This is a genomic window from Janibacter hoylei PVAS-1 (assembly GCF_000297495.1).
Classification (GTDB): domain Bacteria; phylum Actinomycetota; class Actinomycetes; order Actinomycetales; family Dermatophilaceae; genus Janibacter; species Janibacter hoylei.
The window spans coordinates 1-12,043 of record NZ_ALWX01000080.1 but is presented as its reverse complement, the minus strand read 5'-3'; the positions used below and the strand labels follow the sequence as shown (position 1 = coordinate 12,043).

Here is a 12,043-nt window from a genome sequence, read left to right as displayed (position 1 = left end):
CAGCCGACGCCCACCGGCACCGCCACGGCCACCGAGCCCTACCGCGCCCGGCGCCTCGAGCTGACCGGGGTGGGCACCGGCCCGGCCGGTCGCCGCTCGCCCGCCCTCACCCCGCGTGGCCGGGTCGTCGGCACCCACCCAGCGGGCCACGAGCCCGCCGGGTCGCCGGTGCACCTGACCGCCACCCTCCGGGCCTCGGCCGCGCGGCGCGCTGCGGGCACCGGCCCGACCCGGGTCACCGGCGACGACCTGCGCCACGCGATCACCCGCGGGCGCGAGGCCAACCTCGTGCTGCTCGCCGTCGACGCCTCCGGGTCGATGGCCGCCCGCAAGCGGATGGGCGAGGTCAAGACGGCGGTCCTCTCGCTCCTGCTCGACGCCTACCAGCGCCGCGACCGGGTGGGTCTGGTGACCTTCCGCGGGCACGAGGCCGAGCTGCTGCTGCCCCCGACCTCGTCGGTCGAGGCGGGCGCCGCGCGACTGGCCCAGATGCCGCACGGAGGCCGCACCCCGCTCGCCGAGGGACTGACCGAGATCGCGAAGGTCGTGGCCCGAGAGCGCATCCGCGACCGTCACCAGCGCGCCCTCGTCGTCCTCGTCACCGACGGGCGCGCCACCGCCGGGCCCGACGCCCTCGCCCGCGCCCAGCACATCGCCGACGCCTGGGGCGGCACCGCGGAGACGGTCGTCGTCGACTGCGAGACCGGCCGATTTCGGATGGGTCTGGCCGCCGACCTCGCCAGGCGGATGGGCGCCGAGCACATCCCCCTCGAGCAGGTCGCCGCGAGCGGCCTCGTCGAGATCGTCACCGACCGCACCACCCGAAGGAGCGCCGCCTGATGGCCCAGGGACAGACCCCCGTCACGCCGAAGGACGGGCTGACCACGCGGCAGCGCCGCAACCGGCCGCTCGTCGTCGTCCACGGTGGCGTCGGCAAGGGCAAGTCGACGGCGGCCTTCGGCCTCGGCCTGCGCGGGTGGAACCAGGGCTGGTCGATCGGCGTCTTCCAGTTCGTCAAGTCCGCGAAGTGGCGCATCGGCGAGGAGGAGGTCTACAGGACCCTCGGCCGCGTCCACGAGGAGACCGGCGAAGGGGGTCCCGTCGAGTGGCACAAGATGGGCTCGGGCTGGTCGTGGTCGCGCAAGGCCGGGTCCGAGGAGGACCACGCCGCCGACGCCCGTGAGGGCTGGGAGGAGATCAAGAGGCGGCTGGCCGCCGAGACGCACACCGTCTACATCCTCGACGAGTTCACCTACGTCATGAAGTGGGGCTGGGTCGAGCTCGACGACGTCATCGACACGCTGACCCACCGCCCCGGCTACCAGCACGTCGTCATCACCGGCCGCGACCCGCACCCGCGGCTGCTCGAGATCGCCGACGTCGCGACGGAGATGACCAAGGTCAAGCACCCCTTCGACCAGGGTCAGAAGGGCCAGAAGGGCATCGAGTGGTGACCCTCCCCCGGGTGCTCGTCGCGGCACCCGCCTCTGGTCACGGCAAGACGACGATCGCCGTGGGGATCATGGCCGCCCTCGCCCGCCGTGGACTGACCGTGGCCCCGGCCAAGGTCGGCCCGGACTACATCGACCCCGGCTACCACGCGCTCGCCACCGGCCGGCCGAGCCGCACCCTCGACCCGTGGCTCGTCGGCGAGGACCTCGTCCAGCCGCTGCTCGCCCGGGGGGCCACCCACCCGACCCCCGCGGACGTCGCGGTGCTCGAGGGCGTCATGGGCCTCATGGACGGGCGACTCGGCACCGACGGTTTCGCCTCGAGCGCCCACGTCGCCACGCTGACCCGCACCCCCGTCCTGGTCGTCGTCGACATCAGCTCGACCTCCCGGACCGTGGCCGCGACCGTCCACGGGCTCGCGACCATCGACCCCGACCTCGACGTCGTCGGCGTGGTGCTCAACAAGGCGGGCACCTCCCGCCACGGCGACGAGGCCCGCCGAGCCGTCGAGGCCGTCGGCGTGCCCGTGTGGGGCGTGCTCCCCCGCGACGCCGCCATGCACGTGCCCTCCCGCCACCTCGGCCTCGTCCCCGCCGCCGAGCGCGGGCAGGCCGCCGCGACCCTCGACCACATCGCCGCCGTCGCCGAGGAGCACCTCGACCTCGACGCCCTGCTCGCCGCAGCGCGCACGGCGCCCGACCTCGACGTCACGCCCTGGGACCCAGCGCTCCCCTCCTCGCACCCTGAGGAGGCGCCCCGCGCCCGTCTCGACGGGAGACCCCGGTGGTCGCCGTCGCGGGCGGTCGGGCCTTCACCTTCCGCTACCCCGAGACCGTCGAGCTGCTCGAAGCGGCGGGTGCTCGGGTCGTCGAGCTCGACCCGGCACGCGACGTCGCCCTCCCCGAGGGGACCAGCGGCCTCTACCTCGGGGGCGGCTTCCCCGAGGTGCACGCGCGCACCCTCGCGACGAATCGCCCTCTCGTGCAGCAGATCCGCGACGCCATCGCCGCCGGGATGCCCACCGTCGCCGAGTGTGCCGGCATGCTCTACCTCGCCGAGGCCCTCGACGACCACCCGATGGTCGGCGCCCTGCCCGCCCGGGCCGCGATGGGTCGGCGCCTCACCCTCGGCTACCGCGAGGCGACGAGCGTCGTCGACTCCGTCCTCGGCCCCGCCGGAACCCGGGTGACGGGCCACGAGTTCCACCGCACGGTGACGGACCCCCCCTTCGGCACCACCGCAGCCTGGGACCTCGGCGACCGCACCGAGGGCTTCGCCCTCGACCCCGCCGCCACCGGCCGAGCCACCCTCGTCGCCTCCTACCTCCACACCCACTGGGCCGGCTCGCCCTCCGTCGCCCGTTCCTTCGTCGACGCCGCCTGTGGCTGGGGCACTGCCCGCGTGGTGGCGTCACAAGCCCGCGCGGTGGCGTCTGGCGCGGGCCCTCGGGGCGTCCGTGGATCGGGTGGGGTGGCGCTGGGGGGGTTCGCACGTGCACCACGAGTTCTCGGAGCTCTCACCTGACTCATCGCAACCGGCTCAGCCCTTGAGTCGCGCCACCCCAGCCCGATCCACGTCCTTGCCGGACCGCACGCCCCCGGTCGCCTTCGAGGGATCGGTGCCCGATCCTCTGCGGCATCATGGCGACGCCGAGGTGTCGGACGACCTGGTGGACCTGGCGGTCAACGTGCGGCTGACGCAGCCTCCGGAGTGGCTCGCACGGGCACTCGTCGAGGAGCTCGGGTCCGTGGCGTCCTACCCGGACGCGACCCGGGCGGTGGACGCGCTGGCGGCGCGACACGGTGTGGCGCGGGAGCAGGTGCTGCCGACGAGCGGTGGGGCCGAGGCCTTCACGCTGGTCGCGCGAGCGCTGACGCCGACCGACGCGGTGGTCGTGCACCCCCAGTTCACCGAGCCGGAGGCCGCGCTGCGGGCTGCCGGGCACGAGGTGCGGCACGTGCTGCTGCGGGCGGAGGAGGGCTTCGCGCTCACGCCCGAGGCGCTCGGGCAGATCGGGGACGCCGACCTCGTCGTCATCGGCAACCCGACCAACCCGACGGGCGTGCTGCACCCGGCCGACGCGATCCGCACGCTCGTGCGCCCGGGGCGGGTCGTGCTCGTCGACGAGGCCTTCGTCGACGCGGTGCCCGGCGAGCGCGAGAGCCTGCTCGACGGTGACCTCGCCGGCCTGCTCGTCGTCCGCTCCCTGACGAAGACCTGGGCCGTCGCCGGCATCCGCGCCGGCTACGTCGTCGGTGACGCCGAGCTCGTCACCGCCCTCGCTGCGCACCAGCCGCACTGGTCCGTGGGCTCGCTGGCACTGCGGCTCATGACCGAGACCGCCACCCCGGCCGCGCTCGCCGAGGCGGCCCGTGCCGCCGACGAGTTCACGATCTGGCGCGCTCACCTGACCCGCGGGCTGCACGCCCTGGGCGTCCCGACCGGGGGCGAGGCCGCCCCCTTCGTCCTCGCCCGGGTGGGCGCGGGTGTCCACGGGGCGCTGCGCGATGCCGGCTGGGCGGTGCGTCGGGGCGATACTTTCCCGGGGCTCGACCCCACCTGGGTGCGGATCGCCGTCCGTGACCCGCACACCATCGACGGGCTCCTGCGCGAGCTCGGCCACATCCTGCACCGGAGGACCGCATGACCGACGCCACCACCGCACCCGCCACCGGTCGGGTCCTGCTCGTCGGCGGCGGACCCGGGGACCCCGCCCTGCTCACCGTGGCCGGACGCGACGCGCTCGCCGCCGCGGACGTCGTCGTCACCGACCGGCTCGGCCCGGTGTCAGCCCTCGACGAGATCGCACCCCAGGCCGAGATCGTGCACGTCGGCAAGATCCCGCGCGGGGACTTCACCCCGCAGGAGCGCATCAACGAGCTGCTCGTCGAGCACGCCCGGGCCGGGCGGACCGTCGTGCGGCTCAAGGGGGGCGACGGGTACCTCTTCGGTCGTGGCGGTGAGGAGTGGAACCACTGCGTCGCCGCCGGTGTCCCCGTCGAGGCCGTTCCGGGGGTCTCTTCTGCCTTCTCCGTTCCGGCCCTCGCCGGCATCCCCGTGACCCACCGCGGGCTCTCCCAGGGAGTGGCCGTCGTGTCGGGCCACGTCGGCCCCGACGACCCGCGCAGCGAGGTCGACTGGGCCGCCCTCGCCACCTCGCGACTGACGATCGTCGTCCTCATGGGCGTCGCGACCCTCAGCTCGATCGCCGAGGCACTCGTCGCCGCCGGCCTGTCTCCGGAGACGCCTGCCGCCTGCATCGCCGACGGCGCTACCCCCCTGCAGCGCTCGGTGCGCGCACCGCTGTCGCAGATCGCCGCCGTCGCCGACGCGGAGGGCATCGCACCCCCGGCCATCACCGTCATCGGCGACGTCGTCGACTCCCTGCAGGACCCGGCCTCGTCGTGAGCCTGGGCGAAGGGATGCGGTTGGCGGTCGGGACCTTCACCCGGTCGCCGAGCGGTCGGGTCACGATCACCCCCGACACCGCGCGCACGGCCCTGCTTTTCGCCCCCTTCGCCGTGCTTCCACTCGCTCTCCCGGTCGTCCTCGTCGGGCTGACCGTCCCGCTCGGGGTGCCAGCGCTCGTCGCCGCGGGCCTCGCGGTCGGCGTGCTCGCGTACGGCTCGCGCGGGATGCACCTCGACGGGCTCGCCGACACGGTCGACGGCCTCGGCGCCGGCTGGGACCGGGACCGCGCGCTCGAGGTCATGCGTCGCGGTGACGTCGGCCCCATGGGAGCGATCGCTCTCGTCGTCCTCCTGCTGGTGCAGGCCGCTGCGATGGCCGCCCTCTTCGGTGCCGGGTGGCGGGGTGCCCTCGTCGTCGGTGCCGCCGTCATCGCCTCCCGGGTCGCGCCGGCCGCCGTCTGCACCCGGGGACAGCGGGCCTCGCAGGGCTCGAGCCTCGGCGCAGCCTTCGTGGGCACCGTGCCCGTCGTGGGCGCGCTGCTCGCGACCCTCGCCGTCAGCGCCCTCCTCGTGGCCTCGGTGCTGCCCGTCGCCCTGCAGCCCGGCGGCCTGGACTCCAGCACCTCCCTCTGGGTCACCGTCCGGGCGCTCCTCATCGGCGCCCTGGCGGCACCAGCGGCCGTCTGGGCCGCGATCTCCCTGCGGGACAGGGCTGCTCGCACCTTCGGTGGAGTGGGCGGTGATGTCATCGGCGCCGGGGTCGAGGTGGCCCTCACCGTCCTGCTCGTCCTGCTCACGGTGGCGTGGTGACGATGCGCGTCCTCGTCACCGGCGGCATCCGGTCCGGCAAGTCCCGGCACGCAGAGTCCCTGCTCCTGCCGGGCTCTCCCCTCGAGACGATCGAGGACGGCCGCCCCCGCGGGACATGGGACCCACGCGTGGACCCGGTCACCTACCTGGCAGCCGGGCCCCAGCGCGACGACGCCGACTGGGCCGCGCGCGTGGCCGCCCACCGAGCGCGGCGACCCGACACCTGGCTGACGCTCGAGAGCACCGACGCCGCCGCCGGTATGCGGGCGGCGTCGGGCCCGGTGCTCCTCGACTGCCTCGGCACCTGGCTGACCGCGCAGCTCGACGAGATCGGTGCGTGGGCGGCCCCCGAGACCGACTGGGCACCGGATCTCGAGCAGCGGGTCTCCGCTCTCGAGGAGGCCTGGCGCGCAACCCCCTTCATCGTCGGGGTGACCAACGAGGTCGGCTGGGGACTGGTGTCGGAGCACCGGTCCGGGAGGATCTTCGCCGACCGGCTCGGCTGGCTCAACCAACGCATCGCGAGCGCCTCCGACCGGGTCGACCTCGTCGTCTCCGGGCAGGTGCTGACGATCAAGGAGCCGGCATGACCCACGCTTCCCGCGTCGACGCCGTCAGCCTCGGGCTGGCCTTCGGCTGGGTGGCCGACCTTGCGCTCGGCGACCCTCGCCGCGGGCATCCGGTCGCCCTCTTTGGCACGTGGGCCGGGTGGGTCGAGGCCCGCACCCACCGCGACAGCCGGGCCGCGGGCATCGCCACCGAGGCCCTCGCCCTCGCCCCCCGTCGTGGCCCTCGGGGTGGCTGCGGGCCGGCTCACCGGCCCCTCGTCCACCCTCGCCACCGCGACACTCACCTGGACAGCCTTGGGCGGCACGAGCCTCGGGCGCGAAGGCCGCGCCGTCCACGACCTGCTCGCCGCCGACGACCTGACCGGCGCCCGGACCCGGGTGCGGCACCTCGTCGGTCGCGTCACCGACGACCTCGAGGCCGACGAGGTGGCCCGGGCCGCCGTCGAGTCGATCGCCGAAAACACCTCCGACGCCGTCGTCGGCACACTCGTGTGGGGCGCCGCCCTCGGCCCGCTCGGGATCGTGCTGCACCGCGCGGCCAACACCCTCGATGCGATGCACGGGCACCGCACCTCGCGCTATGCCCGATTTGGTTGGGCCGCAGCGCGACTCGACGACCTCTTGGGCTGGGTGCCCGCACGGGCGACCGTGCTGGCGACCGCGGCGGCGGTCCCCCTCCGTGCCGTTGAGGTGCTGCGCACCGCCGCCCGCGACGGCCGGGCCCACCCCAGCCCCAACGCGGGACCGGTCGAGGCAGGCTTCGCCGCCGCCCTGGGTATCCGCCTCGGCGGTCGGACGGTCTACGCGAGCGGTGCCGAGGACCGGGTCGTCATGGGGTCGGGACCAGCACCCACGGTCCCCGACCTCCCACGTGCTATCACCCTGGCCCGTCGGGTCGGGACCGTCGCGCTCGCCGGCGCCCTCGCCGGTCGCCTGGTCGCCCGCGCGCTCCGCCCCTGAGCGCGTCTGGGGCGCGCGTCAGGGGCGGAGCGAGCCGAGCGACTCCACCCAGGTCGCCGCTGCTGCGGCATCCGCCGCCTCGGCGACGCCCGGAGCACGCGTGGGTCGGGCCACGACGACGACGGGGACGCCGAGCGTGCGCGCGGCGTCGAGCTTGGCCTCGGTGTAGCGCCCGCCGGAGTCCTTGGTCAGCAGCACGGAGACGTCGTGGGTGCGCATGATCGCCTCCTCGTCGGCGACGGCGAAGGGCCCGCGCGAGCGCAGCACCGTCCACGCCGCCGGCAGCGGCGACTCGGGCGGCTCCACGAGCCGGACGAGCACCGGCCGCTCACGCCAGGCGTCGACGTGGTGGTGCAACGTCTGCCGACCCGTCGTGACGAAGGGGGTCCCCCCCCACCTCGTCCGCGGCCGCCCGTGCCGCCTCGTGCGAGTCCACCCAGGTCCACGACCCGGCATCCGGGTGCCGACGCCAGCCCGGTCGCGCGAGCCGGAGCAGAGGCAGGCCGAGTGACGAGCAGGCCTGTGCCGCATGGTCGCCCATCGTCGTCGCGAAAGGGTGGGTGGCGTCGACCACCGCCGTCACGTCGTGCTCCTGCAGCCACGACCGGAGTCCTCCGACGCCCCCGAAGCCGCCGATGCGGACCTGTCCGACGGGCAGTCGGGGGCGGGAGACACGGCCCGCGAGCGAGGATGTGAGAGGGACTCCCTTCGCCTCGAGGTGGGCGGCCAGATCCCTGGCCTCGGCGGTCCCACCGAGGATCAGCACGTGCGTCATGCGCTCACCCTCCCACGCACAGGTTGCGCACCTAGCGTCTCCCCCGTGCAGCAGCTCATCGACCGACTCTCCCCCGCGGGTCCCGCCCCCGACCTCGAGGCTGGGTGCTCGTCGCCGTCCTCGCGGTGGGCTGCATCGCCGCGACCTGGTGGCCGGCCTGGCGCACCCTGCGCCTGGGCGTCACGCTCGTCCACGAGCTCGGGCACGCCCTCGTGGGCATGGCGTGCGGGCGACGCTTCACGGGCTTCGTCCTGCGCTCCGACATGTCCGGCCACGCGGTGACCGTCGGCCCGGCCCGGGGCGCCGGTGTGGTCGCCACGACCTGGGCGGGCTACCCCGCACCCGGGGTCGTCGGTGCGGCAGTGGTCCTGCTCGCCACCGTCGGGTGGTCCGCCCCTGCACTCTCCGTCGTGCTCGCCGGGCTGCTGGCTGCCCTGACGCGGGTGCGATCGGCCCTCACCGGCCTCGTGGTCCTCACGGTGACGGCGGCGACGGGCGCCCTGTGGTGGTGGCGCGACGACGCGCTGCAGCAGCAGGTCCTCGTCGGGGTCGGGGTCCTCCTGCTCATCGGCGCCTGGCGCCACCTGGCGACGCTGCTGCCCCGGCCCGAGCCGGCCAGCGACCCGGGCGCGCTCGCCCGGGTCACGGGTGTGCCGGCCCTGCTGTGGGTGGCAAGCTTCGCCCTCGTGCTCGCCGGCGCGACCTGGCTCGTCGTCAGCCGCCTCGCCTAGAGCCAGGCGTCGACGATGTCGAGCACGTCGAGCAGCTCGTGCGCGACGCCGTCGGGCTCGACGTCGACGGTCACCTGCTGGTCGGCCGGGATGTCGCTGTGCGGCACCCAGACCGCCCGCATGCCGACCTCCTGCGACCCGAGCACGTCCTCGAAGAGCCGGTCGCCGACGTAGACGGCGTGGGAGACGGGCACACCGACGGCCGCGGCCGCCGCCTCGAAGGCCTCCCGGTGCGGCTTGACGACCTTGATCTCCGACGAGTACACGTCCCCGTCGACGAGGTCGAGCACTCCGTCACGCGCGAAGATCTCGCGGTGGTACTCACCGCTCCAGATGGTGTTGGACAGCACCCCGACCTTGAGGCCCCTCGCGCGCAACCCCTCCCAGAGCGGCCGCACCTGCGGGTCGGTGTGGGTGTGCGGCTCCCAGAAGCGGCGATAGGCCGCGAGCGCGACGTGGTGCCGGTCCTCGCGCGGGTCGATGCCGGCCTCGGCGAGGATGTCGTCCAGATGGGCGCCGCGCTGCTCGTCGCGGACCTGGCGCCACGCATGGGCCTCGACGGCGTGGATCCGCTCGGCGAGCTCCTGCGCGCGGTCCAGGTCCGCCTGCGGCACCTCGTCGGACTCGATCGGGATGCCGTGGACCTCCCGGGCGAAGACCCGCCACTGCTGGCCGAGATCGATCGTGTGCCACGGGGTGAGCGTGCCGCCCCAGTCGAAGATCACCGCCTCGACCGGGCCCGCGGCCGGCCGCTCGTGGACCGTCAGCGGGTGGCGCATCTCGTCGACGCTCACGAGGCCGTGCCCCTCACCTCTGCGAGCACGGCCGCGACGGCCTCAGCCACGGGCACCTCGCGACGATCACCGCTGCGGCGGTCCTTGATCTCGACGACCCCGTCGGCCAGGCCCTTGCCGACGACGAGGATCGTCGGGACGCCGACGAGCTCGGCGTCCTTGAACTTCACGCCCGGGCTCACCTTGCCGGTGCGGTCGTCGTAGAGCACGGTGACACCCTGCGCCTCGAGCTGGGCCGACAGGTCACCGGCCGCCGTGAAGATCTCGTCACTCTTGCCCGCGGCCACGACGTGCACGTCGAAGGGAGCGAGCTCGCGGGGCCACACCAGGCCCAGCTCGTCGTGGTTGTCCTCGGCGACGACACCGACCGCACGGGTCACGCCGACGCCGTAGGAGCCCATCGTCACGGTGACGAGCTTGCCGTTCTCGTCGAGGACCTTCAGGCCCAGCGCCTCGGCGTACTTGGTGCCGAGCTGGAAGATGTGGCCCATCTCGACGCCGCGCGCGAGGGTCAGGGTGCCGGAGCCGGTCGGGCTCGGGTCGCCCTCACGGATCTCGGCGGCCTGGATCGTGCCGTCGGCGGTGAAGTCCCGGCCGTGGACGAGGTCGATGACGTGCTTGCCGTGCTCGTCGGCGCCGGTGACCCACGCGCTGCCCTCGGCGATGCTCGGGTCGAGCAGGTACCTGATGCCGCTCGAGCGCTCGGAGCCGAGGACACCCGGGCCGATGTAGCCCTTGGCGAGCATCGGATGGGCGGCGAAGTCGGCCTCGCCGAAGTCCTCGACCTCCGCGGGCGAGACCTGCGCCTCGAGGCGCTTGGCGTCGACCTCGCGGTCGCCGGGCACACCGATGGCCAGGGGCTCGCGCCACGGCTCGTCGTGCTCCTCGTCGGCGGGGTGGACAAGGGTGACGAGGACGTTCTTCAGCGTGTCGGCACCGGTCCACTCCCGCCCGTCGGTGCGCGGGTGGTGGGCGTTGAGGGCCGCGACGAGGGTCTCGATCGTCGGGGTGTCGGGGGTGTCCTCGACGTGCGCGGGTCCGGCGGTCACCTCGACCGCCGGGGCCTGCGGCAGCTCGACGGCCTCGACGTTGGCCGCGTAGCCGGAGGCGTCGCGCACGAAGGTGTCCTCGCCGTTGGGGCTGACGGCGAGGAACTCCTCGCTCGCGCTGCCGCCCATCGCGCCGGAGTCGGCGTGGACGATGACGTACTCGAAGCCGAGCCGGTCGAAGATCTTGATGTAGGCGTCACGGTGCGCGTCGTAGGCCTTCTGCAGGCCGGCCTCGTCGATGTCGAAGGAGTAGGAGTCCTTCATGACGAACTCACGACCGCGCAGCACACCAGCGCGCGGGCGGGCCTCGTCGCGGTACTTGGTCTGGATCTGGAAGAGGGTGAGCGGCAGGTCCTTGTACGACGTGTACATGTCCTTGACCGCGAGGCAGAACATCTCCTCGTGCGTCGGCCCGAGGAGCATCTGCGCGTCCTTGCGGTCGGTGAGGCGGAAGAGGTTGTCGCCGTACTCGGTCCACCGGTTGGTCGCCTCGTAGGGCTCCTTGGGCAGCAGCGCGGGGAAGGACAGCTCCTGGCCGCCGATCGCCTCCATCTCCTCGCGGACGATCGCCTCGACCTTGCGCAGCACCTTCAGCCCGAGCGGCAGCCACGTGTAGACGCCGGGGGGCGGCGCGGCGGACGTAGCCCGCCCGCACGAGGAGCTTGTGGCCCGGCAGCTCCGCGTCCGCGGGGTCCTCGCGGAGGGTGCGGAGGAAGAAGGACGACATGCGAGTGACCACGGACGGTGCTCCTGGTGAGGCGGAAGGGGGTGTGCCCGCTCAGGGTATCCGCTCGCCCGTGAGGGCCGCCCCGGCAGCGCGCAGGCGTGCGGTGACCAGGCGGACCGCGACCCGCTCGGCACGGTCGGGTCGTGAGAGCGCGACGATCCACCGTGCCGCGGGCACGTCGACGAGCGGGACGAGCGCGAACTCGTCTGCCGTGCGGGTCGTGTAGCGCGGCAGCAGGGCCAGGCCCTCGCCGGTCGCGACGAGGGCGGCGACGAGCTGGTTGTCCCGCACGCGCAGGCGCCGCCGCAGGGCTCGACCGCACTCGGCCTCGATGCGCTGCAGCACCGTGTCGAAGGGGTAGCCCTCCGGCACACTGATCCACGCCTCGTCGACGACGTCGCCGGGGTGCAGCGACGAGCGCCGGGCGAGGGGGTGGTCGGGCGGGACGGCGACGTCGAGCGGCTCGCGGACGAGGACGGTGCTGCTCAGCCGCTCACCTCCGACGGGCACCTCGCTCGTCAGGGAGTGCGCGATGACGATGTCGGCATCGGCCGCGGCCCGGGCGTAGTCGGTCTCCGCGAGGTCGAGGTCGTCGATCTCCACCGACACACGGCTGCCGGCGAGCGACGTCAGCGCACCGGGCAGCAGCGCCGTCAGGCCGCTCGGCAGGCCGGCGACCCGGACCGTGCCCACCGGGTCACCCCGGTGCTCCTCGAGGCGGGCCGCGACCCGGGTCAGCGCGGCGCCGACCTCGTCCGCGCCGTCG

At 74.4% G+C, this 12,043-nt stretch carries 13 protein-coding genes and 2 pseudogenes; 10 read left to right on the top strand and 5 right to left on the bottom strand.

Annotated features, from left to right (window positions below; translation table 11 throughout):
- The 9 genes and pseudogenes from B277_RS14175 to B277_RS14140 form a co-directional block, all read left to right on the top strand.
- The coding region (locus tag B277_RS14175) for a vWA domain-containing protein (protein ID WP_007929468.1) at window positions 1-840 on the top strand (840 nt) is incomplete at its 5' end.
- The gene (cobO, locus tag B277_RS14170) at window positions 840-1,454 is read left to right on the top strand and encodes a cob(I)yrinic acid a,c-diamide adenosyltransferase (protein ID WP_007929465.1); all 615 of its coding nucleotides are present in this window, start codon (window positions 840-842) and stop codon (window positions 1,452-1,454) included. The genes B277_RS14175 and cobO, both read left to right, overlap by 1 nt.
- A pseudogene (locus B277_RS19265) lies at window positions 1,448-2,086 on the top strand (cobyrinate a,c-diamide synthase); the annotation flags it as partial. The gene cobO and the pseudogene B277_RS19265, both read left to right, overlap by 7 nt.
- Window positions 2,087-2,235: 149 nt before the next feature.
- The gene (locus tag B277_RS19260; protein ID WP_238539414.1) at window positions 2,236-2,976 is read left to right on the top strand and encodes a type 1 glutamine amidotransferase family protein; all 741 of its coding nucleotides are present in this window, start codon (window positions 2,236-2,238) and stop codon (window positions 2,974-2,976) included.
- Window positions 2,977-3,070: 94 nt separating this feature from the next.
- A complete protein-coding gene (gene cobC / locus B277_RS14160; RefSeq protein ID WP_156811802.1) occupies window positions 3,071-4,099 on the top strand; it encodes an Rv2231c family histidinol phosphate aminotransferase CobC in 1,029 nt (342 codons plus the stop codon).
- Complete coding sequence (cobA, locus tag B277_RS14155; protein WP_007929461.1) at window positions 4,096-4,860, top strand: uroporphyrinogen-III C-methyltransferase; 765 nt, start codon at window positions 4,096-4,098, stop codon at window positions 4,858-4,860. Before cobC ends, cobA begins: the two co-directional genes overlap by 4 nt.
- On the top strand, window positions 4,857-5,672 hold the full coding sequence (locus B277_RS14150) for an adenosylcobinamide-GDP ribazoletransferase (RefSeq protein WP_007929459.1): 816 nt from the start codon (window positions 4,857-4,859) through the stop codon (window positions 5,670-5,672). Before cobA ends, B277_RS14150 begins: the two co-directional genes overlap by 4 nt.
- A gap of 2 nt (window positions 5,673-5,674) precedes the next feature.
- A complete protein-coding gene (locus B277_RS14145; RefSeq protein WP_040881706.1) occupies window positions 5,675-6,262 on the top strand; it encodes a bifunctional adenosylcobinamide kinase/adenosylcobinamide-phosphate guanylyltransferase in 588 nt (195 codons plus the stop codon).
- A 195-nt stretch (window positions 6,263-6,457) separates the two neighbouring features.
- On the top strand, window positions 6,458-7,201 hold the full coding sequence (locus B277_RS14140) for a cobalamin biosynthesis protein CobD/CbiB (RefSeq protein ID WP_238539413.1): 744 nt from the start codon (window positions 6,458-6,460) through the stop codon (window positions 7,199-7,201).
- A gap of 18 nt (window positions 7,202-7,219) precedes the next feature.
- Here B277_RS14140 and B277_RS19610 read toward each other — a convergent pair whose 3' ends face one another.
- On the bottom strand, window positions 7,220-7,558 hold the full coding sequence (locus B277_RS19610; RefSeq protein WP_007929453.1) for a precorrin-6A/cobalt-precorrin-6A reductase: 339 nt from the start codon (window positions 7,556-7,558) through the stop codon (window positions 7,220-7,222).
- Complete coding sequence (locus tag B277_RS19605; RefSeq protein WP_007929451.1) at window positions 7,530-7,976, bottom strand: precorrin-6A/cobalt-precorrin-6A reductase; 447 nt, start codon at window positions 7,974-7,976, stop codon at window positions 7,530-7,532. The genes B277_RS19610 and B277_RS19605 overlap by 29 nt, the downstream gene beginning before the upstream one ends.
- A gap of 104 nt (window positions 7,977-8,080) precedes the next feature.
- On the opposite strand from B277_RS19605, the gene B277_RS14130 reads away from it, so the two are divergent.
- Window positions 8,081-8,707: a M50 family metallopeptidase gene (locus tag B277_RS14130; protein ID WP_007929450.1), complete on the top strand. Its 627-nt coding sequence runs from the start codon at window positions 8,081-8,083 to the stop codon at window positions 8,705-8,707.
- Here B277_RS14130 and B277_RS14125 read toward each other — a convergent pair.
- From B277_RS14125 to B277_RS14115, 3 genes and pseudogenes are all read right to left on the bottom strand, one after another.
- Window positions 8,704-9,501 (bottom strand): HAD family hydrolase, encoded by a 798-nt coding sequence (locus tag B277_RS14125; protein ID WP_007929449.1) that lies wholly within the window; start codon window positions 9,499-9,501, stop codon window positions 8,704-8,706. The two genes, B277_RS14130 and B277_RS14125, sit on opposite strands and share 4 nt — an antisense overlap.
- A pseudogene (locus tag B277_RS14120) lies at window positions 9,498-11,277 on the bottom strand (proline--tRNA ligase). Before B277_RS14120 ends, B277_RS14125 begins: the two are co-directional and overlap by 4 nt.
- Before the next feature lie 51 nt (window positions 11,278-11,328).
- A partial coding sequence (locus tag B277_RS14115) for a LysR substrate-binding domain-containing protein (protein WP_007929447.1) occupies window positions 11,329-12,043 on the bottom strand: 715 nt, incomplete at its 5' end.

Excerpts from the sequence above, each read along its gene's own strand:
- cobA (WP_007929461.1), top strand. The coding sequence starts at position 4,096 with ATGACCGACGCCACCACCGCACCCGCCACCGGTCGGGTCCTGCTCGTC.
- B277_RS14145 (WP_040881706.1), top strand. The coding sequence starts at position 5,675 with ATGCGCGTCCTCGTCACCGGCGGCATCCGGTCCGGCAAGTCCCGGCAC.
- cobO (WP_007929465.1), top strand. The coding sequence starts at position 840 with ATGGCCCAGGGACAGACCCCCGTCACGCCGAAGGACGGGCTGACCACG.
- B277_RS19605 (WP_007929451.1), bottom strand. The coding sequence starts at position 7,976 with ATGACGCACGTGCTGATCCTCGGTGGGACCGCCGAGGCCAGGGATCTG.